Origin of the sequence: Psychrobacter sp. Arc29 (assembly GCF_041431175.1) — a bacterium.
In the GTDB taxonomy this organism is placed as follows: domain Bacteria; phylum Pseudomonadota; class Gammaproteobacteria; order Pseudomonadales; family Moraxellaceae; genus Psychrobacter.
Genome location: NZ_JASMRR010000011.1, coordinates 1 through 23,975, shown reverse-complemented (window position 1 = coordinate 23,975; position 23,975 = coordinate 1). Strand labels below are relative to the sequence as shown.

The following is a 23,975-nucleotide window of genomic DNA, read 5'->3' as shown; positions in this document are numbered from 1 at the left end:
GGTAGACGTATTAAGAAATTTTAGAATGTATCATCAGGTAACCAGATATAGATAAAGTCAAACAACTCTGCATCTGTCATATCAGTTAATGAATGAACGAATTTTTTATCTTTGACCGTCTTATATACTGCGCTAGCTACTACCTTATGGTAAAGGAGAGACTTACCTTTCGTTTGTTGCTCAAACCAGTGTTTATTTATTTTGCTAGGTAAATTATAGAACAAAGAAAAATCTAGCTGCTTACTGAGGTGGTTCAACTTTTCATATTTGTGAGTATCAAAGTAATGTAGATATCTTAATACATCATTTTGTAGTGTATTTTGCTCATTCTCTAGTAAGTCTAAAAAACAAAGGTACTCATCATCATTTTCCATAAAGTACGTCAAAGGGTATAGAAAATAATTATTTGCTCTCAAATAGCCTTTACTTATTGCTTGTAGAGTAAGCTGACTTATCTCGTCTCTGTTGGCATCGATGAAAGGTTTTGAATAATGCTCTAATACAAAAGAGAGTGCAAAAGTAATGGAATAATCATCTGAGTCAGTCATCTGTTTTAAATAATAAAGCGCGTTATCTAATTTATAGATCGAAATCAACTGATTAATTGCTTGGCTATAATCTTCGGTCTCAAAAGTGAACTTTCCAGCAAGTAAGTCTTTTGCCACGTTTTCTATCTCAAAAGCTCCCATTGAGTCAACCTTATGGAGTTAGAGTATTTAAGAATAAAGACTGAATTTTCATTCATGTCGGTACAATCCGCCCATCATGCATGGTAATAACGCGATCTGCCATCTCGGCAAGTGCAGGATCGTGAGTCACCACCACCAGTGCCGAGCCAACCTGCTGGCGTAAGTCTAATAACAATTGCATGACTTGATCGGCATTTTGCTCGTCTAAGTTACCCGTTGGCTCATCAGCAAATACAATCTTAGGATGAGAGACCAACGCTCGTGCCACTGCTGTACGCTGCTGCTCACCACCAGATAGTTGATTGGGTAAGCTATGACGCCTATGACCCAAATCAACCGCATCTATCAGCTCGTTGACTCGTGCTGGATTTGGGCGCCTTGCGATATCAAGAGGAAAGGCGATATTTTCGGCGACGGTCAGTGTGGGGAGTAGATGAAATGACTGAAAGACAAAGCCCATGTCCTGTTGACGTATCACTGCTAGCGCATCTTCATCCAGACTGCTAAGCGTTTGATTTGCCAGTGATACCGTACCGCTATCAGGATAGTCTAATGCCGCGAGCAATCCTAGTAAGGTGGATTTACCCGAGCCTGATTTGCCCATGATGACCACAAACTCGCCAGCGTTGACATAAATATCTACGTCCTTGATGATAGATAATTTTTGCTCACCGACTTGCACCGTTTTATTTAACTGTGAGGCGGTCAGTAGGGCTTGTGTCTTAGCGTCTGCTTGTAGCGTGGATGCGGCAATCGAAGGTGATGATGTCATTACATAGTCTCGTTAAATGGTCTCGTTAAGTAGTCTCATTTGGCGTATTTTTTGTCGTTTCGGCTTGAACTGTTTCAGTCGTATTCTCTGTATCGGTTGTTTTTAACTCATTTAATTTAGGCTCTAGAATAGGCAAGATATTGTCATTGACGATAATCGTGTAGCCTTCCTTCGTCGGATGAATCGCATCGGCTTGGTTGAGCGCGCGATCACCGCCCACACCCTCTAAAAAGAAAGGAATAAGGGTCACGTTCATGTCTTTCGCGACGCGAGGATAAATCTCTGAGAATGCCGCAACATAGTCACTACCTAAATTGTCATAGATCGACATCCCGCCCAAAATAACGACACTACCATTGTCTTGTAGACGTTTAACCGCCGTACGAATATTGGCTTCAATTGTCGCCACGTCGATACCACGTATGGCATCGTTAGCACCAATGGTCAAAATCGTTACATCAGGTTTGGTTTGTAGCACCCAATCTAAGCGATTGACCAGACCCGTGCTGGTTTCACCGCTCAGCCCTGAGTTGATCACCTTGGCGTTGTCATAGCCCATCTCTTGCAGACGATCTTCTAACTGCGCAGGGTAGTTATCATTTTTATCAACCCCAAGACCTTCTGTCAGTGAGTCGCCAAGCGCTAAGATAGTGATTGGTGACGAATTGACTTGTTGATCGGCGGGTGCTGCGGCCTTAGTGGTTACGGACGCAGTATCAGCTTGATTGTTAGTTGTTTCGGTATTCTGCGTGTCAGTCGGCGCTGTAGGTTCGGCATCTTTTTGACAGCCACTGATGACCATTACGGCTGTGAGTATGACGATAGCAGGCAAACGCTGAGCAAAACGAGAGGATAAATTCATCATGGGGGTTATGTCCTATATGCAATCAAACCAGTGTAGCAAAATAAGACAGCGACCAATATTGCCCTAAGGTTAATTTAAAGACAGCTTTATTACGCGTTAGAAGTCAAAAGCTTATAGAAGTCAAAAGTGTGAAATCAAATGTATTTACCATCAACCATCACTGGACGACTGACGAGCCAAGCAATCACCACGTTTGCAATCATGAGTACCAGCATAATAAAAAGTGGCAGACCCCAGCTATCAGTCGATTCATGGAGCCAGCCTGTGCCAAGCGGCCCAAAAAAGGCAATCAAATAACCGACGGCTTGTGCCATACCAGACAGCTCACTTGATTGATTGGTGGTATACGTCCGTAACGAAAACAACATCATACTCAAGGTAAAAATCGCTGAGCAACCAATCCCCATCATGGCTGACCATAGCCACGCCAACTCAGTGGATAGATAGCTGATACCCAACACACCAATAACGTTGAGCACAGCGGCAAACACAGCGAGTGCTTGAATAGGACGACCACGATTGATCAGCCAAGTCAGACTCAAAATAGAGATGGGTGCCATAAACTGAAACATAGAGCCCATTTGTCCAGCGCTCACGGCAGATAGCCCTTTACTAACCAAAATAGAGGGCAAAAAACTGGCAACGGTATAAAACAGTAACGATTGCAGCCCCATAAAGACAGCAATTTGCCAAGCAAACGTCGTTCGCCACATAGAGATATCAGAGGCATCTGAATCTGTAGAGATAACAAGTTGGTGATTTGATGAGCCTAAACGCACACGCAAAAATAACCAAATCAATAACGCAAAAATACCCAAAATCGTCCAACCACCCAGCGCCCATTGCCAGCCTACTTGCTCAGACAAAGGGAGGACGATGCCTGAGACTATCCCAGCGGTCACTGTCATTGTTAAGCTAAACAAACCCGTAATCAGCGGAATATGTTGCGGAGTACGTTGCTTAATGACAGGCGCGGCCAGTGTATTAGCAAAGCCGATTGCTAGGGTCAACAATAAAGTACCGATTAAAAACCCAGTCCACGTCGGGATAACGGTACGCAAAATCATGCCAGTGGTTAATAGCGCGATCATAGCAATCAGCGTATTCTCAAGCCCGAAGCGCTTACCAATGGCTGGTGAGATCAGCGCACCAAGGGCAAAACCCAGCATCGGCACAGCGCCTAGCCAGCCAATCTGTATCTCCGAGATACTGAGTGCTTCTTTTACCACTGGCGCGATAGCGCCCAGCGCAACGATAGGGGCGCGCATATTGGTCGCTAGCAAAATCATGGCACATAGCACTAACCAAAAGGTGAAACGTGATGAAGGCAGATTGGATGAGGCAGACATAGCAGCACAACGATAACAGGGAAAAAGGACACGTTATAAAACAGCGCCGAAAAATCGTCGCTTGTAAAACAACACCAAAGATCATTTACTCAGACACGTACCTAAACGGTAATCAATAACGTCAATCAGAACTAAAAATTTGCAGAGGGCAAAACAGATATGTCTGCTGGCCAATTTTTTAAATAGAAAATATCTAAGTAGAAAGTGTCTAAATAGGAATAATAAGAGATGGCGATATAAAAATAGCGCCAAGTCACTTTGAATGACTTGACGCTATTATACGAACAGATGTTAGGTAAATACTACCCGCGTATGGTAACCAATGAGTTTTTACACAGATTTACCGAGTTGTGCAGCTCTTAACGCGTTTTCTTGTTGTTCTGCCATCAATGAGTCGCACTTGTTGGGATCATCGCCACAAAATGAGCACTGCTCATCACCCATCAATTTGGCAACACCACCACAAGAGCCTTTAAGCGGCTTTTTTTTGACCATATAACCGATGCCCATAAAAATGAAAAATAGGATAAACACCGTAAAGGTAATGGCAAGCATGGGAAGCAATTGGCTAAGCATAGAGGAAACCTCATTGTCAAAAGTGGGGCAGTTGCTGTTAGTGATAACGATGTACTTTTCATGGCAACTAACTAATAGTATAGCAAATTTTGGTGTCGCTCGTTGCGGGTTATCGTATTCTCTTGTTTCAATGCCAGAAACTTACTAGGGCTTTTTATCAGCGCGTAATGCTTGCATCGCTGGTGTCTGTATTACTTGCCAGTCATCGATATTATCATCAGACACATCATCAGAAACATTACTCTCAGGCCCGTCTGCTTTTACATCGTCAGCCAATACTACAAACATAGCAGCCAAGTTTTGGGCTTTAGCGACATCTAGTGCTTTGTGATAAGGCATCGCTGTCAGCGCTGTCGCCCATGCATCAGCTAATGCAACTGAATCAGCTGCTACCGTGACTGAGGGCGCACCGCCCGCAATAGGTTTGCCAGTGGTCGGATCGATGGTATGGCTATAGCGTTTACCATCAAATATGACGGAGTTGCGATAATTTCCAGAGGTTGCCAGATGCATTTGGCTAGCCGTGTTTTTTGGTTGACGAATCGCAGATATCGTTTGGCGCTCGCTGACAGTGCTGCCTTCAATAGGGGCGTCAATCGCAATTTGCCATGGCTGCTGTTGATTGTTAACGCCAGACGTCGAAATTTCACCGCCAATCTCAACCATATAATTGCGGATTTGATATTCCTCTCTGAGTACGTCAGCAATGACATCAACCCCATACCCTTTGGCAACGGCAGAAAAATCAAGCTCGACGCCGTTTTTAGTTTTGGATACCGTTTGGTCTTTTTTTACGATGCTCTCAAAGTCTACCAGTGCTTTTGCTTGAGCAATCTCTAGCGCTGTAGGCGGGCTCTGTAGACGCTCGACTGTCATGGTGCTGCCAAAACCCCAAGTCTCTACTAAAGGCATAACGGTAGGATCAAACGCACCACCAGATTGCTCGTAGACAATCTTTGACACATCCAGCACTCGACTAAAATCAGCGTCGATGGTAATCGGCGTGTTTTTATCCAACCGATTAAATTTAGAGATGGTCGAGTCGCTCTGATAGGTCGACATGCTGTCGTTAATCTGTTTCAAGCGTTCATCAATTGACGCTTGTATGGCTGCTTCGTCTGCATTGTCAGGGAGCTGATAACTGATATGGTAGCTTGTCCCCATCGTTTCACCAGTCAGATAGTTATAATCTGGTGTTTGTTGGCAAGCACTGAGGCTTAGGCCGCTGACAAGACCAACGACACTAAGTAGAGCGGTATTTAGAGTGATTTTGGGAGCTGAGCAGTATAAGTATAGGGTATTTTTCATAAGATCTTCGGTATGACGTAGAAATGAATAGGGTGTAAAACAAGTCTGCTTATTTTACACCCCTTGACCCTAGAAATACCAACGATGGCAATGTTCAGTGACAATCTACTGTATGGCAAGCTACTGCATACTAGGCTACTACAAACCAAGCTATTTTACTTGTGATTTACGTATTAACTTATACAGCTTTGGCGGCGATACTCGATTGACCCTAGTGGCCAGTTTCTCTTTGCTCCCCGCGACAATGATGTATTCCTCACCTTTTGTGAGTGCCTTCACTACTTGCTTTGCAAACTCAGTTGCCGTGAGACCTTTATTAGTTGCCTCATCCATCGTTCCTTGGGCGCTGCCGTCACCTGTTAAAGCATTAATAGAGATGTTGGTCTGGATAAATCCTGGGAATATCGTTGCCACTTCTATGCCTTGGTCATACAGTTCAGCACGTAAGCTGTTTGCCCACATATGCAGTGCGGCTTTAGCTGCCCCGTAAGCGCCGCGATATTGCGTACCTAATAAACCTGCCACACTTGATACCATGACGATTTTGCCACCGCCTTGTGCAATCATGTCTGGCAATACCAGTCTCGTCAGACGCGTCTGTGCAAAGTAGTCTATCTCCATGATCTGACGCTCGACGTCTTCATCTGTCTCCATGATGAGTGAGCGTTGACTAATACCAGCGTTATTGATGAGCCAATCGATTGTTCCTGCCTGAGCTTTGGCATTGTCATAGGCTGCTTTTGCTTGAGTAGCGTCACTGATATCAAACGGAATGACGATATGCCTGTTCGCACGCTTGCAGCTTTTTTTGACGGCTTCTAGTTTTTCGTTATTACGGCCACTAAGAATAATTCTAGCACCACGCTTGGCAAAGGCAATCGCCAATGCTTGCCCAATACCACTAGAGGCACCAGTGATCCAAATGGTCAGATCTTTGTATTTCGTTTTCATAAGCGTCCTTTCTTAATATTTAGAGCGTTCATGATATAGGATAGCAAAGCTAATCTACTAGTTAGATTTGTAGTCTAAGGAATCACAATGGTTGCTAAAAATCACACAAAAAAAAGAGCCTCAATTGAGACTCTTTTTTCGTATGCTTTTGAGTGTATCTAGCTAACTTAACCACCGAAGTCATCAAGCATGATGTTTTCGTCTTCTACGCCCATGCTGTGTAGCATGTCGATGACAGCAGCGTTCATCATCGGTGGCCCACACATGTAGTATTCACAGTCTTCTGGATTTGGATGATCTTTCAAATAGTTTTCGAGCAATACATTATGGATAAAGCCAGTCGGACCTTCCCAGTTATCTTCTGGTAATGGGTCAGACAATGCCACATGCCACTCAAAGTTATCAAACTCTTCTTCTAGTTGGTCATAGTCTTCAACGTAGAACATCTCACGAATTGAGCGAGCACCGTACCAGAAGCTAATCTTACGATCAGTGTTCAAGCGTTTGAGCTGATCAAAGATATGCGAGCGCATCGGAGCCATACCAGCACCACCACCGACAAAGATCATTTCAGCTTCGGTCTTCTTGGCAAAGAACTCACCGTAAGGACCCGAAACCGTCACTTTGTCGCCAGGTACCAAGCTAAATACCCATGAAGACATTTTGCCTGGCGGGATGCCATCACCACCACGTGGCGGTGGACTTGCGATACGAATGTTGAACTTGATCAGACCTTTCTCTTCAGGGTAGTTAGCCATCGAGTAAGCACGGATAACAGGTTCATCAACTTTCGAGACATAGTTGAAGATACCGAATTTCTCCCAGTCTTCTCTATACTCTTCGTCAATCACAAAGTCTTTATAATGTACTTCATGCGGCGGCGCTTCAAGCTGTACATAACCACCAGCGCGGAAGTTTACTTCTTCGCCTTCTGGAATTTTTAGTACCAGCTCTTTAATGAAAGTCGCAACGTTGTCATTAGAGACAACCTCACATTCCCATTTCTGTACATCAAAGAACTCAGGATCAATCTCAATTTTCATGTCTTGCTTAACAGCTACCTGACAAGCCAAGCGCATGTGATTGCGGATCTCGCCTTGAGTAAAGTAGCCTTCTTCGGTGGGCAAAATAGAACCACCACCTTCAATAACGCGGCAACGACACTGCGCACAAGTACCACCGCCACCACACGCTGAAGACAAAAAGATGCCTTCGCCCGCTAGCGTTTGCAGTAGTTTACCGCCTGCTGGTGTCACCACGTCATTATCGGGATTATCATTAATATGGATAGTAACATCGCCTGAACTGACCAGTCTTGAGCGCGCCGCCAAAATAATAGCGACGAGGCCCATGATGATCAAGGTAAACATAGCAACGCCACCAATCGCCGTAGCGTAATCCATGGTAGGTATCCTTAATCTATGGGGTAGGGGTGCGAAGACATGTTTTAAGCTGTGTCCGAACCCTTACCGAATAAATGAATTAAATAGATCAAATAGCTAATAGAAGCTTTGAGCTTAGTAGTTTAGATGGACATACCACCGAACGACATAAAGCCGAGCGACATAAGACCAACCGTGAGAAAGGTAATACCAAGACCGCGCAATGGCGCTGGAATGTCTGAGTATTTGAGCTTTTCACGAATACCTGCCAATGCAGTAATAGCAAGTGCCCAACCGAAGCCTGCACCCACACCATAGACGACAGACTCACCAAAGTTATAGTCACGCTCTACCATAAATAGTACACCACCTAAGATGGCACAGTTTACAGTGATCAGTGGTAAGAATACCCCAAGCGCGTTATAAAGACTTGGTACAAACTTGTCTAAGAACATCTCTAGAATCTGTACGGTGGCAGCAATCAAACCAATATAACTGAGCAATCCTAAAAAGCTCAAATCAATATCAGGAAAGCCTGCCCATGCCAGCGCACCATCTTTTAGGATGAACTGGAATAGCAAGTTGTTTAGCGGAACCGTGATTGCCATCACGACAATCACAGCAACCCCTAGACCAATAGCCGTTGAGACTTTTTTGGATACGGCCAAAAAAGTACACATGCCTAAGAAGTAGGCAAGTGCCATGTTCTCAATAAAGACTGAGGTTATAAATAAACTAATATAATGTCCCATTAGTGACCGCCTCCATGTGCCATGCCTTTAGACTGCGGCTTCATTACAAACTCAGCTTCTTCCACTTGCTCTGGTTTCCAGATACGGACGATTGCGATAAACAAAGCAATAATGAAAAACGCTGATGGTGGCAACAGCAATAAGCCATTCGGTATATACCAACCGCCATCAGTAACTGGCTGTAGGATAGTGATACCAAACCAAGTACCTGCGCCTAACAGCTCACGAATGGTAGCAACGAATAACAAGACCGCTGAGTAACCAAGACCGTTACCAATACCATCTAAGAAGCTTGGAATTGGCGGGTTGCTCATCGCAAATGCTTCAGCACGGCCCATAACGATACAGTTAGTGATGATCAGACCAACAAAGACCGACAGACCTTTACTCACATCATAAGCGACCGCTTTTAGTACCTGATCAACTAAGATAACCAATGATGCAATAATCGTCATCTGTACGATAATACGGATGCTCGATGGAATCTTTTTACGAATGACAGAGATAAAGAAGCTTGAGAACGCCGTCACCAATGTCAATGCCACACACATGACCATGGCATTTGCCATACTCGTTGTGACCGCCAACGCCGAACAGATACCGAGAATCTGTAGACCAATGGGGTTATTGTCAAAAATAGGCGTGGTTAAAATACTTTTAGTATCAGCCATGTTATGCCTCCTTGCCGTTTGCTACTGGTAGCGTGGCTGCCAATTCGGTTTTAGGTTGAGCTGCCGACTTTGATTGATTTGCTTGTGTGTCTGCATTATCAAGTGTCTGGCCGCTCTGTTCACGTAGCATATCTAGATAAGGCTTGTAGCCTTGCTCACCTAACCAAAACTGAATCATGTTGCTCACGCCGCGGCTAGTTAGTGTTGCACCGCTGATGCCATCAACCCAGTTGTCTTTTGAATTACCGGCTTTGGTTACACCCGTGGCAACGTCGCCACTGTCATCATAAGAGTGGATACCGTTCCACTTTGCGCGCCACTCTGGCTCTTCGATACGAGCGCCAAGACCCGGGGTTTCTTTATGCTCATAAAAACTGATACCTTTGATAGTATTCATGTCGCTCTCAAGCGTCAAGAAACCATAGATCGTACCCCAAAGTCCATAGCCTTGAATTGGCAAAACGATCAGATCAGGCTTACCCGCGTCATCTTCTTTGACATAGACTTTAGCATATTTTGGCTTGCGGCCAATACCAGCAGGATCATTGTCACCCAAGTCTTCACTTAAGGCTTGGTTTTTTGTCGCTTGACTAGCGTCATAAGCATTACGATCAGGAATACCAGCCGTTTTTAACTCATCGTCATCAAGGTAGTTGCCTTTATTTAGATCAATGATTTTGACATCAAAGTCTTTAAAACGTTCGGCAACATCATCTGCTGTATCAGATTCAGCATCGTACATGTCAGCCGCAACCAAAATGTTTTTGTTACGATCTAAGCGCGCATTTTCGACTTGTGCTGGCTTTAGGCCAACGGCAGCTGCCGAGACCAATACGGAACACACCAAGCACAGCATCAAAGCCACACTAATGGTTTTTGCGTTATTACTTTTGGGCTTGGACATAACGAACCCTCCGAGCGGTTTGGCGTTTGATGTTTGCTTGGGTCACAAAATAATCAAACAGTGGAGCAAATAAGTTGGCAAACAAAATGGCCAGCATGATGCCTTCTGGGAAAGCCGGGTTAATGACACGAATCAATACGGTCATAAAACCAATCAAAATACCGTAAGCCCAGCGGCCTTTATTAGTATGCGCAGCTGAAACTGGATCGGTTGCCATAAACACAGCACCGAAAGCGAAACCACCGATCACTAAGTGCCAGTAGAACGGCAAGCTCATCATCATATTGTCGTCAGAGCCAACCATATTGAACACAAGAGATGTGGCGATCAGACCAACCACACAACCTGCCATGATGCGCCAAGAAGCAATACGCGTCCAAAGCAACACCGCAGCACCCATTAGGATAGCTAGCGTCGATACTTCACCGATACTACCTTGCATGTTACCTAAGAATGCATCACTCCACGTGATCGCATTACCATAGACATCGACGAAGTCCTGAGGAACCACCCCAAGGGCTGCAAGGCCAAGCGGCGTCGCGCCTGAGAATCCATCTACTGCCGTCCATACTGAGTCACCAGACATATACGCTGGATAAGCAAAATATAGAAATGCACGACCCGATAGGGCAGGGTTCAAGAAGTTTTTACCAGTACCACCGAACACTTCTTTTGCAACAACCACACCAAAGATAATACCTAGGGCAACTTGCCATAATGGAATATCAGGTGGTAGACATAATGCAAATAGAACTGACGTCACAAAGAAACCTTCGTTGACTTCGTGCCCGCGGACAACGGCAAAGATAATCTCACAGAGAATACCAACCGCAAACGTCACGATATAAATCGGCAAAAATTGCATGGCTCCGTAGACAAAGCTGGCCCAGATACTGTCTGGGTTATAGCCTGCCATGCTAGTGATAACTGTACGCCAGCCGTCAGGCTGCAAGCCGAGCTGTGCGATAGCAGTTAGTGCTTGATGACCGATATTGTACATACCCCAAAACATTGCTGGGAACGTACATAACCATACCGTAATCATAATACGTTTTAGATCAATACCATCACGCACATGCGATGACGCATAGGTGGTTGAGTCTGGTTGACGTAAGAACGTATCAAACATCTCAAAAATAGCGTAGTACTTTTCGTGTTTGCCGTCTTTAGTGAAAGATGGCTCCATACGATCGAACATATTGTGTAAAAATTTCATCGTGGTTAGCCCTCCAGCTCAATGCGCGTTAAGTTATCACGCAAAATATCACCGAACTCATATTTGCCAGGAGATACAAAGGTGCATAGTGCCAAATCTTCTTCGTCCAACTCAAGTGCACCCAAATCAGTGGCGCTTAAGATGTCTTCGACAATCAAAGCACGTAACAGTTGGGTCGGTAGATAATCTTGAGGCATGACTTCTTCATAGACACCGATTGGTACCATGGCGCGAGGTGAGCCGTTACTTGTCGTGGTGAAATTGTATTTTTTGCCACCAAAGAACTGCGAAATATAGATAGGCAGTTTTGAGAAGCGGTTTTTTCCTGGGCTAAAGAAGTGGAACGCTGGGCGCTCATGGCCTTCAGTCAGTACACTGATCTGATTATGAAAACGACCAAGATAGGCGATATTGTCAAACACTTTACGACCAGACAAAACTGAACCTGAGATAATACGGTTCTCGCCTGCCGCTAGTTGACCTTTAGTCAATGCCGTAATATCAGCACCGCGCTCGGTCGCAACCAAATGTGGCTTGGTAACCGCAGGGCCAGCTAAGCTTAGCATACGGCGTGTATACAGATGTCCAGTCGTGAACAGTTTACCAATTGCAATCACGTCTTGATATCCAATCGTCCATACGGACACACCGCGCATGATTGGATGCAAAAAGTGAATGTGCGTACCAGCAAGACCTGCTGGATGTTTACCAGCAAAGGCGTGATACTCAGTGACATTATTAGCCGCAGTTTTTGCAACTGGCGTCAGCTGTGCATCGCCATGATGGCAGACAAAAGTCTTTGGCGTTAGTGTCGAAAGTACAGCAAGACCATCATTGAACGCTTGTAGCTGCTCATTGATCACCAGCATTGGGTCAAGGGCTAATGGATTGGTATCCATTGCTGTGACAAAGATAGCGTGTGGACGAGCACCAATTTCTGGTGCACGGCTGTAGGGGCGCGTACGAAACGCAGTCCATTCGCCAGAGGCAATCAGTTGGGTTTCAACGACTTCAGAGTCTAGGTCAGCAAGCTGCTGTGAGTCATAGCGCTCAAAGTCTATTTCTTCACCTTTTGGGTCGACCGCGATCACAAGACTTTCAAACACTCGGCGCTCACCGCGTTTAATCGCGACGACCTTACCAGCAGCAGGTGCAGTGTAGATGACGCCAACACGTTTTTTGTCTTCAAAAACGGGCTGACCTTTTGCTACGATGTCACCTTCTTTGACATTCATCGTAGGCTTCATGCCCACGTAGTCATAGCCAACAAGTGCTACATGTGTCGGTTGGTGCTCAGATATCTCGCGGGAGGGTTCACCGGTGATGGGCAAATCCAAACCTTTTTTGATGGTAATCATAAGCGAAAACTTAGTCCATAGTCTAAAACGATACCAGACGTCCTGTTTGGTACATCGGTAGTATGAACATTTATATCACTCAATAAAGCCTTCAATCATCTACTTCTATATTGAAATAGCGATGAAAGCTTTGTGAGGACAATACATGACCATAACTACTATTAAGAGTATTAACGCTGACCTTAGACTCCTTAACAACACGTTAATGTCTTATTCGAATTACCAAAGTGGCGACTGGCTACCAAGGTGTATGCTAAAACTATCGAATCAAAATCAATCACCAAAAGCACACTGCCAAAAGAGATTACTTTGAAAATAACAGCCTTATCACACGTTTCATTGAAATTAAAAACTTGTAACACCAGTATGATGGGCCACTTTTATCCAATCAGTATCATTTAAAAATACGCAATTTTTTAGAAGTGTGACCAAATAACGATCTATTGAAGTAGATGACAAACTGGCTAAAAGGCAACCTAGATAAGCAAGCATCACATCATTATTGTGAGCTGCTATAACTCTAGTCATAACTGTTCTAATATTGTTAGCTCGTGATAGGGATTTAAAAGGCAACCAATGGGGCTTAAGACTGCAGAATCGGTGGTATACAAGCTACCAGATTAGATTTCTATTATAACCCTTTTTGGCAAAATATCAGTTAATATCATACAGATATATTTAGCCATTGCTCATTGTATCTGAATCGCCTCGATATGCTACTAAGCAATAACGACTCAACAAAAAGCGTAACACCTGGTTACTATCACATAGAAACAAATAAAAATTTACCTAGGATTATACGCTAAATTGACCTAAAATTGCCAGTCAGTAATAGAATTTAACGAATGTTGGTGGTGATTCTACGTACTACAACTTATGGTTATGATTGTTTGGTTTCGATTGTATCCTATCTCTATTTGAGCAGATTTCTGACCAATTTTATTTGGTTTTTTGAATCTGTCTATAATTTATGCCGCGTTTGCGTGGTGTTTTCTATCGTTGTTTGATTCTCTAATATCGTTTCATTCTCAACAATGTAATTTACTAAATTTATTGCCAATATTGTGCTTTATAAGGAATGCTATATGTGTGCTGTGCCTGTCATTATCCCGGCCATTGATTTAAAAGATGGTAAATGTGTACGTTTAAAACAAGGTCGTATGGAAGATGATACGGTGTTTTCTGATGACCCAGTCGCTATGGCTGCACGTTGGGTAGATGAGGGCGCACGTCGTCTACATTTGGTCGATTTGAATGGTGCTTTTGATGGCGTGCCAGTACACAGACAAGTGGTCAATGATATTACCAAAGCATATCCGAACCTGCCTATTCAATTAGGTGGCGGCGTGCGTAATATGAATACTATTGAGCAATACATTACTGCCGGTCTGACCTACATTATTATTGGTACAAAAGCCGTTGAAGATCCGGATTTTGTTGCAGAAGCTTGCCGTGAATTTGCAGGACACATTATCGTTGGTATCGATGCCAAAGACGGTATGGTAGCCACTCATGGTTGGGCCAATGTTACCGATACCAAGGCAACCGAGCTTGCCAAGCGCTTCGCTGATGTGGGTGTTTCTTCTATTGTGTATACTGATATTGCCCGTGATGGCATGATGCAAGGCGTCAATGTTGAACAAACCGTCAACTTGGCTCGCGAAGGCGGTCTACCCGTGATTGCTTCAGGCGGCGTGACTGACATGAAAGACATCGAGCTGTTAAGGCCTTATGGTGATTGTATCGAAGGTATCATCACTGGTCGTGCTATTTATGAAGGCACGCTGAACTTGAGCGAAGCACAACGTTACTTAGATAGCTAAATAAAGAAAGTCAGATAGCTAATCACCAGTGAAAATTTGAATGATATAAAATATTTAAAAAAGCAAAGGATGCTTATGGCCACTTATTTTGACCGTCCAATGATACGCCGTTTTATAACAGCGTGGGGTCAAATGCTGTTGCTGTTAAGCATTGTTTGTACATGGCCCGCCTACGCTGCTGGTGAAGAGCTCTCTGGTATTGCAACAGCGCTAGGTGTGGAGAGTGCAGAAGAGACAACACCTGATAGTGATCCTGCGCCAGACGAGGAAGCATCAGAACCTGCCACCTCATTACCGACACCCGCCCCGCCACCAGTAATCAGTGGCGAGAGCACCAATAATGGTCAAATTGAAACCACACCCACCCCGCAAAAAGACAATGAAATCCGTCAGCGTATCAATGGTATTTTTTCTGAAATTGAAGGGTTGCAGGCCGTCAATGTCAGTGTTAGCCAAGGCGTCGTCACCCTAACAGGGGAGACCGCCAACGAAAAAAAAGCACAGCAAGCCATCAATCTGACCAACCGTTTGACAGATGTTGTCACGGTTGATGACAATATCAATCGAACGTTGGATGTTCAAGAGAATGTCTCGACGGTTTATCAAGGTCTAAAAGCGCAATTAGAAAACCTCGTGAAGGCGTTACCTTTACTGCTAGTCGGCATCGTTATCTTTGCATTGGTGACATGGTTTGGCAGTTGGTTATCTAATCGCAAGAGAATGTGGCAGCGCCTAACGCCCAATCCTTTTGTCGCCGAGCTGCTGTCACAAACGGTCAAAGTCATTTTTATTATTTTTGGTCTTATCTTAGGGCTGAGTCTCATCGGGGCGGAGACAATTTTAGGCACTCTGCTTGGCGGTGCTGGTGTCATCGGTATTGCCGTTGGTTTTGCAGTCAAAGACACTATCGAAAACTATATCGCCTCCCTAATGCTGAGTATTCGTCAGCCATTTCGTGCACGTGATCAGGTGGTCATTAATGGGCAAGAGGGCATTGTCGTTCGTCTGACCTCACGTGCGACGATACTGATGACATTAGATGGCAATCAGTTGCGTATTCCTAATGCTGAAGTCTTTAAAGGTACCATTTTAAACTACACTAAAAATCCCGAGCGCCGCTTTACTTTTGAATTAGGCGTTGATGCGAATGATGATCCATTAGCAGCCATCAAAGTAGGACTGGATGCAATAGGTACGTTAGCATTTGTATTGGATGAGCCTAAAGCGATTGCCGTCATTATCAATGTCGGTGACTCTAATATTGTTTTAGAGTTTCAGGTTTGGGTAGATCAATCAGAGACAGATTTTGCCAAAGCGCGTAGTATTGCCATTCGCGAGACCAAACATGCATTAGAAAACGAAGGCTTTAGCTTGCCTGAACCCATTTATCGTTTGCGGTTTAATGACAAATTAGAGAAAGCTTTTGAGTATATGCAGAGCAGTGCTGGTAGCGACAAAGCTGATGTGACGATAACCTCAACCACACCTGAGCCTACTGTGACCCATCAAGATAATGAGAATCCTATTGATGATAAAGATAAAAAGCAAGCGAAGGCGCGAGCCAAAGTTATTTTGCAAGGCCGTAATGCTGATGAGGTCCTCGATGCCCGCCCTGATGACAAGCTGATGGAAAAGGTCGAGCAAGAGATTGCTCAAAGCTCAGATGAAACGGATTTACTTAATAATAATAGTCCACAAGAATAGTAAGAGATAGCAGGCTTAAAAGTCGGCACAAAAAGTGCAATGAAACTCGTATTTGGTAATCAATCAAAGTCGAGATTTTTTATGGAAATGAAGCATCTAATCATATTCGCCGTAATCGGTATCGTGGCATTGCTTGGTTTTAATATCATTAATGGCAATAGTCATGAGAAAAATAGAGAGGTTGCTATTAGCAGTGTAGCCTCTGAACAGCCTACAGCAGCTGTATCTGATGCAGATAGCTCTAAGAATAGCTCTGCAAATATTGCCAGCAAACCACTTGGCGAACAGCCAAAAGCCATTTTAGATGATGCAACTAATAAAATTGACCAGGCACAGCAATCTGAACAAGATCGTTTGGATCAAATGAGTGATGCACAGTAAGAAAATATTTAACCTAAAATTATAAATAACAAAGCATAAAAAAGGGCCAACGTTATCGTTAGCCCTTTTTATTTATGTTACTACGGTTTCAGATTAGCTTTTTTTGCTAGATCCTCTACGGTTATTACTTCTCTTCGCAGGGCTTTTCTTAGGCTGCTCTTTTTTAGCAGGCTGCTTTTTTGTCTGATTCATGGCACTAGACTGCAGTTTTTCTTTTAAATCAAAGTCAATTTGCAGCAAGTCCATGTTGACGCCAGCAACCTGTACCTTGACCAAATCACCTAGTCCAAAGAGCGTGCCTTTGTCTTTACCGATGAGCTGCTGTTGCTGCTCATCATAAACGAAGAAGTCATCACCAACATTCGAGATATGTACTAGACCATCAATGTATAAGTCAGTCAAGGTGACAAATAGACCAAAGTTAGTGACTGAGGTCACAACCCCTTCGAACTCTTCGCCAACATGATCGGTCATGTAGTGGCATTTGAGCCAAGACTCTACATAGCGCGATGCTTTTTCCGCACGGCGCTCTGTATCTGACGTCTGTGTACCGGCACCATCAAGAGAGAAGTCCATAACAGGCTGCTTGCTATTCGTTACTTGAGCTTTAATACCGCGATGCAACATCAAATCTGGGTAACGGCGAATCGGCGAGGTAAAGTGACTGTATTCATCATAAGCCAAGCCAAAGTGACCAATATTGTCAGGCGCATAGTTTGCTTGCATCATTGAACGCAATAGCATGCTATGGATGCTGATCGCATCTGGTCGGTCTTTAGTCGCTTCGATAATGCGCTGATAGTCCGCTTGTGTCGGATTCTCTTCTGGGAAAGGTAAACCGAAGTTTTTTGCATATTCGTGGATACGCATCGACTTCTCATTATCAGGCTTATCATGGTTACGATATAAGACTGGTAGCTCATGCTTAAGCGCAAAGTTGGCTGCGCAGGTATTAGCGAGGAGCATACATTCTTCAATCAGCTTCTGAGAGTCACCACGAGTGCGCGGTAAAATAGCGTCAATGCCACCTTTTTCGTTGAATTTAATGTACGTTTCAACCGTTTCAAATTCCATTGCATGACGTTCTTCACGCTTCTTAAGCAGTAGCTCATAAAGCTGGTACAACGTATCAATGGATTTTTTGACGTCTTTATTACCCGTTAATGACTTAGGAAGCCTCTTATCATTTGGATTGGCAAGATAGTCGTTCACTTGGTTGTAAGTTAAGCGTGCTTGCGAGTGTATCACTGACGGATAAAACTCATATCCTGTGACCTTGCCTGCGCGCGATATTTTGATATCAGCAACCATACATAAGCGATCTAGATTAGGGTTCAATGAACATAAACCGTTAGAGAGCACTTCAGGCAACATCGGAATCACGCGATGCGGGAAGTATACCGAGGTACCGCGCTCATAGGCATCTTGGTCGAGTGGTGAGTTGGGCGTGACGTAGTAGCTGACATCCGCAATCGCAACCACGACACGGTAGTTACCACCTGAGCGCTTCTCAGCAAATACGGCATCATCAAAATCACGTGCATCTTCACCATCGATAGTGACAAGTGGCAGATGACGCAAATCTGTGCGACCTTTTATGTCATTTTCAGTCGGTTCTTGATAATCAGCAGCTTGCTTGAGTGCCGCTTCACTGAATTCAGAAGGAATATCATAGTTGAGAAGGGTCGTCTCAATAATCAATTCACGGTCGTTGTCATCAGACAACACTTCAGTGATTTTACCCGTACCAAATTCATGTTGGTTTGGCCAGTCAATGATGTCTACTTTAACGGGCGCGCCTTGTTTAGCATTCAATGCCTGTACGTTATCATCAGTGACGGTAATCGGTTGATGATTGTTTGGACTGCCAAGCTCAACACAATAGCCGTCTTCATCACGCGCAAGCGTACCGATGAAGTTATTTTGGCGGCGCTCGACCACGTCAACAATACGGCCTTCGGTACGACCGCGATTGTCTGTCGAGGTGCCGACAGCTGCTACTGTATCGCCATTGAATACCCAGCGCATTTGCTTTTCATGCAAAAACAAATCTGGCATATCACTTAGCACCACAAAACCAAAACCTTTTGGATGTGCAGATACGGTGCCTGTGACGATGTCTTGCTTGGTGACCGTGCGATAGCGATAAGGACGGCCTTCGCGGTTCACTTGTCCATCACGTGCCATTGCCTTCAAGCGATTGCCCAAAGCGTCAAATTGGTCAGGATCATCAATATTAAAGGCTTTTGCCAATTGTTGATGCGTGACTTCCCCATGCTCATTAATCGTGCTGAGTATCAGCTCACGACTAGGAATCGGGTTGTCATATTTTTTTGCCTCACTCGAGGCGTTTGGATCATTCCAACTCATAAATTACCGTATCTATTTTTAAAATTATTAATAGGGACTATCTTAACACGAACGACAGCGCAATATCTTGCGTCAATTGTCTTATGTGTCCTCGGTAGCAGGAAGCAGTCAGTTTTAATGACTGCTATGTGAACAAATCAAATGTCGATATCAATACTGTTTGATTGATTGGTGATCTTTTTGCTATCAAGCTCTTTCGACACTTCTAGCACCGTGGTTTGATTTGATTTATCCAAGTATTTTTGTGCTTTATCTACTTCAGTGGTCAAGGTATTAACCGTTTGCTTCATATTTTCTAGTGCTTCGATTTTATAATTACTGATCATATCCATGGTGTCATAGACATTATTAAAGGCGTTTTGCAATTTATCAAGCTCAATGCTACTACTGGTCGCCTGCTCATGAATCTCACCTGACTGACGTTTGAGCATGGCAGAGGTCGATTCAATCAAGCTACTCGTGGTTTTATTCAATGCCGTAATCTGATCAAGTACCAGTTTTTGATTGGTCATTGCTTGAGCTACGACAACCGCTGTACGTAAAGCAGAAACGGTGGTCGTGGTTGCACGATCAACCCCTTTTATCAGCTCTAAGTTATTACGGCGAATGGTATCGAGCGCTAGATAACCTTGTACATTCACTGCTAACTGAGTCAAGAAGTCGGTATTTTTTTGACGGACGTAAAACAACATCTCTTCTTTAATAATGCGTGCTTTCTCAGGATCTGTTGCCTCTATCGCATAAACTTTTTGCTCTAGCTGCTCATCAATCTTCTTACCAACATAGACATATTGGCGAATAGACTGCATCAACTCCCACATATTGACTTTCTCTTGCTCGATCATCGCATTGTCTTTGAGCAATTCATCTTTACCATTGTAGAGACTGGTGACAACGGCATTAATATGCGATTGTGCTGACTCGTATTGACGGAAATAATCTTGTACCTTATTACCGAATGGGATCAGACCGAACAGCTTACGTGAGCTAGTTAGCTCTTTTTTACTAGGATCTAGATCTTCGACAATACCACGCAGCTCAGTTAAAGACTTAGCGATAGGGGAGTTATCAAACAAACTGTCATTGAGGCTTTTGGCCGGTAGCTCCAACATCCGATTAGAGACTTGCGCTGACTCACGAATTTCTTTCGTACCCAAATTATGAATAGATTGAACGTTTTGCTGAAACTCTGGGCTATGCACCGAGTTAGTAATCACGTGATCGACAAATGCATCAACCTTGGCATCGAGTTCTGGAATTTGGCTTTCATCCAACTTGACCATTTGATCGGCTTCACTTTTTTGTATTTCTTTGACAGGTTCAGGCGCTGTGAGAGAGATACTAGGAGTTGTGGCGTTTTCTGGTGGCGTCAATTCTTGCATGAAATTTCCTTTGATGTCGGCTAAAAGTAGTGTGTTTTATCCGTGACTCTAACGGTCGCGATATACGTTATTGTTATACACTGACTAAAAATTTTGATAAATGCTGATTAGCAAATATAAAACAGACCTTTAGACTACCGCGTAATCAAATGGTTGAGAAGGTAGATTTTGTAAAATAGCGTCAGCCAATTATATCTGGCTAAATACATTTAAAAGAGACAGCAATCAGTTCAAATAATAAAAAACCATCAATATCCCGTAGCATATTGATGGTTAGAGTTATAAATAGCTATATGGACTAACAGCCACTACTCAAAGTAATCCAATGAACAGATTACTTTTTCTTTGTAGGTCCGAGCAACATACCCATTTGACGACCTTCCATCTTAGGATATTGTTCGACGTTTGAGATATCAGCAGTATCTTCAATGATACGATCAAGTTGTTTGCGACCGATGTCTTGGTGCGCCATTTCACGCCCGCGGAAACGGATGCTAATTTTAACTTTGTCTTGATCTTCCAAGAAGCTCACGATTTTTCTCAGTTTAACCTGATAATCGGCCTCTTCGGTACTAGGACGTAGCTTCATCTCTTTGAGCTGAGTCTGCTTTTGGTTTTTCTTAGCTTCTTTAGCCTTTTGCTTTTGATCATAGAGGAAATGTTTATAATCCATGATCTTACATACTGGCGGCTTAGCTTCAGGAACTAATTCAACCAAATCTAGGTTTTCATCACGTGCCGCTTTCATCGCGGTTGCGATATCAACCACACCCATTTGCTCGCCATCTTCTTTGACGAGACGGACTTCTTTGACGTTGATATCTTCGTTGATGTTCAAACGGTTGGACTGTTTAATAGGTATTACTCCTCATCTGTTTTTGGGGTCTGTCGGCCTTTTTTACTGACAGCGGTCTGTACTAATGTAATAAATTCAGAAACACTCATCACGCCAAGGTTCTCACCTTCGCGAGTTCGGACGTTGACACTGCCCGATTCCACTTCTTTATCCCCTAATACTAGCATATAGGGAATACGTTCTAATGTTTTCTCTCGTATCTTAAATCCAATCTTTTCGTTACGCAAGTCGCTAATAGCGCGCAAACCTGCATTTTTAAGCTCACTAACCACGTTTTCGCATGCATCAGCCTGTTTATCTGTGATATTCATGACCACAACTTGCTGCGGTGCTAGCCATACTGGCATCCAACCAGCATAGTTTTCGATCAAAATACCAATGAAGCGCTCAAATGACCCTAAGATTGCACGGTGCAACATGATAGGCGCTTCGCGATCGTTCTGCTCATTGACGAACTCAGCATCGAGACGCTCAGGCATGTTTGGATCAACCTGAATGGTACCGCACTGCCAAATACGTCCTAACGAGTCTTTTAGACTGAACTCAATCTTTGGACCGTAGAATGCACCTTCACCAGGTAGATAATCCCAGTCTAGGCCTGAGCTATCAAGCGCATCTGCGAGAGCCTTTTCTGCAAAATCCCAAGACTCGTCACTACCAACACGTTTTTCAGGACGAGTAGATAGCTTCATAATAATGTTATCAAAGCCAAAGTCTTCATAAACAGCAAGCGTTAGCTTAATAAAGTCAGCAACTTCTTGTTGAATTTGCGCTTGCGTACAGAAGATATGCGCATCATCTTGAGTAAAACCACGTACGCGCATCAAACCATGCAGTGAACCTGATGGCTCGTTACGATGACAAGAACCAAACTCTGCCATACGTAGGGGCAAGTCACGGTAAGACTTTAAGCCTTGGTTGAACACTTGCACGTGGCAAGGGCAGTTCATTGGTTTTACTGCATAATCACGGTTCTCACTAGAGGTGGTGAACATATTGGTTGCGTAGTTGCCCCAATGTCCTGAGCGCTCCCACAAACTGCGATCAACGATTTGAGGTGTCTTAATCTCTTCGTAGCCATTGTCGTATTGTACTTTACGCATATACTGCTCAAGTACTTGATAAATCGTCCAACCATTAGCATGCCAGAACACCATACCTGGGGCTTGCTCTTGCATATGAAATAGGTTCAGCGCTTTACCAATTTTACGATGGTCACGTTTTTCTGCTTCTTCGATACGTTGGATATAAGCTTTTAACTGTTTCTTATCAGCCCACGCAGTACCATAGATACGCTGTAATTGTTCATTTTTCGCATCGCCGCGCCAATAAGCACCTGACATTTTAGTCAGTTTGAACACTTTCAAAAAGCGAGTGTTTGGTACGTGAGGGCCACGGCACATGTCGACGTATTCTTGATGATGATACAGACCAAAGGCTTCTTCACCTGGCATATCATTAATTAGTTTTAACTTATAGTCTTCATTACGTGATTCAAAGATCTCGATCGCTTCGGCACGTGGCGTCATTTTTTTAATAACGTCATAATCTTGCTTGATAAGCTCCATCATACGTTTTTCAATCGCGTCCATATGCTCAGGCGTAAATGGCGTTTCACTAAAGATATCGTAGTAAAAACCATCATCAATAACAGGACCGATGACCATCTTCACATCAGGATATAGCTGTTTAACCGCATGACCTAATAAGTGAGCGCATGAGTGACGAATGATATCAACACCATCGTCATCTTTTGGCGTTACGATTTCAACGTTGGCATCAGCGACGATAGGATCGTGCGCATCTACTAGATGACCATTGACACGTCCAGCAACTGTCGCTTTAGCGAGCCCTGTCCCAATACTTTGCGCCACTTCCATGACTGTTGTATGACCTTCGAAGTTTTTCACGCTACCATCGGGTAAAGTAATCGCTACCATAATCTATTCGCCTGTTATTGGGTCCGTTGGCAGTGATGATTGCAACAATCAATCATATAACCGTGAGACCGCATCAATTATATCTAATCGTTGTGATATATAGTGAGAGTGACACATTACTTGCTACTACTTTGTACTGCTATATATTGTGGGTTTTATTGGTTATTCAAGAGTATCAAACCAATACCGACATCATAGACAGAACCTTGTCATCTATCTAATATAGATAATCAGTAAAAATAAGTAATGTAATAAAAGGGTGATTATAGCAAAAACCGTCTACCAACACTAGATATCATGGGATAGAGCCTTAATCTCAATAAGAAATAACCTGCGAAAGTTATTTTTGAACATTTCAAAATAGAATGTTGGCAAAACTATATGAAGCTTGGCGATTGACCTTATATGTAGTGATGTTTGTAGTAATCTCAATATTGGAGGTATGAGTAGGAGTGCCTTAAAAGAGGTAGAAGATAATTCAAAGATAATAAACGGCAATACATATCTGATAAAACTATCAATTAAAGCACGCTTCTATTATCTTTTTAAAGGAGCCAATCCCAACCCATTGAAAGAATTACCATTTTCATATTCTACTAAAATAAGATTAAAAACATTAATAAAACAGGTTGACACAAAAATTAAACCCTCTATAATACGCCCTCATCAGACGGACTGGCAGTGAGAGATGTGTAGATTACACATTGATAACGCGGTTAACCTGTT

Annotated in this window: 20 protein-coding genes; 3 read left to right on the top strand and 17 right to left on the bottom strand. The window is 43.5% G+C overall.

Going from position 1 to position 23,975, the window contains the following annotated elements; genetic code table 11:
- Positions 1–20: 20 nt before the first annotated feature.
- The 13 genes from QO189_RS12915 to QO189_RS12855 form a co-directional block, all read right to left on the bottom strand.
- The gene (locus QO189_RS12915; protein WP_371533033.1) at positions 21–689 is read right to left on the bottom strand and encodes a hypothetical protein; all 669 of its coding nucleotides are present in this window, start codon (positions 687–689) and stop codon (positions 21–23) included.
- A 52-nt stretch (positions 690–741) separates the two neighbouring features.
- The gene (locus QO189_RS12910) at positions 742–1,461 is read right to left on the bottom strand and encodes an ABC transporter ATP-binding protein (RefSeq protein WP_371533032.1); all 720 of its coding nucleotides are present in this window, start codon (positions 1,459–1,461) and stop codon (positions 742–744) included.
- A gap of 25 nt (positions 1,462–1,486) precedes the next feature.
- On the bottom strand, positions 1,487–2,326 hold the full coding sequence (locus QO189_RS12905) for an arylesterase (RefSeq protein ID WP_371533031.1): 840 nt from the start codon (positions 2,324–2,326) through the stop codon (positions 1,487–1,489).
- 134 nt (positions 2,327–2,460) lie between these two features.
- Positions 2,461–3,675 (bottom strand): CynX/NimT family MFS transporter, encoded by a 1,215-nt coding sequence (locus QO189_RS12900; protein ID WP_371533030.1) that lies wholly within the window; start codon positions 3,673–3,675, stop codon positions 2,461–2,463.
- A gap of 330 nt (positions 3,676–4,005) precedes the next feature.
- Positions 4,006–4,251 (bottom strand): (Na+)-NQR maturation NqrM, encoded by a 246-nt coding sequence (nqrM, locus tag QO189_RS12895; RefSeq protein WP_238035777.1) that lies wholly within the window; start codon positions 4,249–4,251, stop codon positions 4,006–4,008.
- 144 nt (positions 4,252–4,395) lie between these two features.
- Positions 4,396–5,559 (bottom strand): FAD:protein FMN transferase, encoded by a 1,164-nt coding sequence (locus tag QO189_RS12890; RefSeq protein ID WP_371533029.1) that lies wholly within the window; start codon positions 5,557–5,559, stop codon positions 4,396–4,398.
- A 150-nt stretch (positions 5,560–5,709) separates the two neighbouring features.
- On the bottom strand, positions 5,710–6,510 hold the full coding sequence (locus tag QO189_RS12885; RefSeq protein ID WP_371533028.1) for an SDR family NAD(P)-dependent oxidoreductase: 801 nt from the start codon (positions 6,508–6,510) through the stop codon (positions 5,710–5,712).
- 167 nt (positions 6,511–6,677) lie between these two features.
- Positions 6,678–7,913 (bottom strand): NADH:ubiquinone reductase (Na(+)-transporting) subunit F, encoded by a 1,236-nt coding sequence (nqrF, locus tag QO189_RS12880; protein ID WP_371533027.1) that lies wholly within the window; start codon positions 7,911–7,913, stop codon positions 6,678–6,680.
- 122 nt (positions 7,914–8,035) lie between these two features.
- Positions 8,036–8,644 carry an NADH:ubiquinone reductase (Na(+)-transporting) subunit E gene (gene nqrE, locus QO189_RS12875; RefSeq protein ID WP_075107228.1) on the bottom strand — a complete coding sequence of 203 codons (609 nt, stop codon included), beginning with the start codon at positions 8,642–8,644 and terminating at the stop codon, positions 8,036–8,038.
- Positions 8,644–9,315: an NADH:ubiquinone reductase (Na(+)-transporting) subunit D gene (locus QO189_RS12870; RefSeq protein ID WP_201602231.1), complete on the bottom strand. Its 672-nt coding sequence runs from the start codon at positions 9,313–9,315 to the stop codon at positions 8,644–8,646. Before QO189_RS12870 ends, nqrE begins: the two co-directional genes overlap by 1 nt.
- Position 9,316: 1 nt before the next feature.
- Positions 9,317–10,219, bottom strand: a complete 903-nt coding sequence (locus QO189_RS12865) for a Na(+)-translocating NADH-quinone reductase subunit C (protein WP_371533026.1) — start codon at positions 10,217–10,219, stop codon at positions 9,317–9,319.
- Entirely contained in the window at positions 10,200–11,435 is a 1,236-nt protein-coding gene (locus QO189_RS12860; RefSeq protein ID WP_371533025.1) for an NADH:ubiquinone reductase (Na(+)-transporting) subunit B, read from the bottom strand. The genes QO189_RS12865 and QO189_RS12860 overlap by 20 nt, the downstream gene beginning before the upstream one ends.
- A gap of 5 nt (positions 11,436–11,440) precedes the next feature.
- Positions 11,441–12,793 carry a Na(+)-translocating NADH-quinone reductase subunit A gene (locus QO189_RS12855; RefSeq protein WP_371533024.1) on the bottom strand — a complete coding sequence of 451 codons (1,353 nt, stop codon included), beginning with the start codon at positions 12,791–12,793 and terminating at the stop codon, positions 11,441–11,443.
- A 1,085-nt stretch (positions 12,794–13,878) separates the two neighbouring features.
- Here QO189_RS12855 and hisA point away from each other — a divergent pair.
- The 3 genes from hisA (at position 13,879) to QO189_RS12840 (ending at position 16,701) form a co-directional block, all read left to right on the top strand.
- On the top strand, positions 13,879–14,616 hold the full coding sequence (hisA, locus tag QO189_RS12850) for a 1-(5-phosphoribosyl)-5-[(5-phosphoribosylamino)methylideneamino]imidazole-4-carboxamide isomerase (protein WP_371533023.1): 738 nt from the start codon (positions 13,879–13,881) through the stop codon (positions 14,614–14,616).
- A gap of 75 nt (positions 14,617–14,691) precedes the next feature.
- The gene (locus QO189_RS12845; protein WP_371533022.1) at positions 14,692–16,320 is read left to right on the top strand and encodes a mechanosensitive ion channel domain-containing protein; all 1,629 of its coding nucleotides are present in this window, start codon (positions 14,692–14,694) and stop codon (positions 16,318–16,320) included.
- Between the two features lie 81 nt (positions 16,321–16,401).
- Complete coding sequence (locus QO189_RS12840) at positions 16,402–16,701, top strand: hypothetical protein (RefSeq protein ID WP_371533021.1); 300 nt, start codon at positions 16,402–16,404, stop codon at positions 16,699–16,701.
- Positions 16,702–16,794: 93 nt separating this feature from the next.
- Here the strand turns inward: QO189_RS12840 and rnr are convergent, their stop codons facing one another.
- From rnr to thrS, 4 genes are all read right to left on the bottom strand, one after another.
- Positions 16,795–19,071, bottom strand: coding sequence for a ribonuclease R (gene rnr / locus QO189_RS12835; RefSeq protein ID WP_371533020.1), 2,277 nt, complete (start codon positions 19,069–19,071; stop codon positions 16,795–16,797).
- Positions 19,072–19,208: 137 nt separating this feature from the next.
- Complete coding sequence (locus tag QO189_RS12830) at positions 19,209–20,453, bottom strand: toxic anion resistance protein (RefSeq protein WP_371533019.1); 1,245 nt, start codon at positions 20,451–20,453, stop codon at positions 19,209–19,211.
- Positions 20,454–20,787: 334 nt separating this feature from the next.
- Entirely contained in the window at positions 20,788–21,291 is a 504-nt protein-coding gene (infC, locus tag QO189_RS12825) for a translation initiation factor IF-3 (protein WP_057762155.1), read from the bottom strand.
- A gap of 23 nt (positions 21,292–21,314) precedes the next feature.
- Positions 21,315–23,249, bottom strand: coding sequence for a threonine--tRNA ligase (gene thrS / locus QO189_RS12820; protein WP_371533018.1), 1,935 nt, complete (start codon positions 23,247–23,249; stop codon positions 21,315–21,317).
- Between the last annotated feature and the right edge of the window lie 726 nt (positions 23,250–23,975).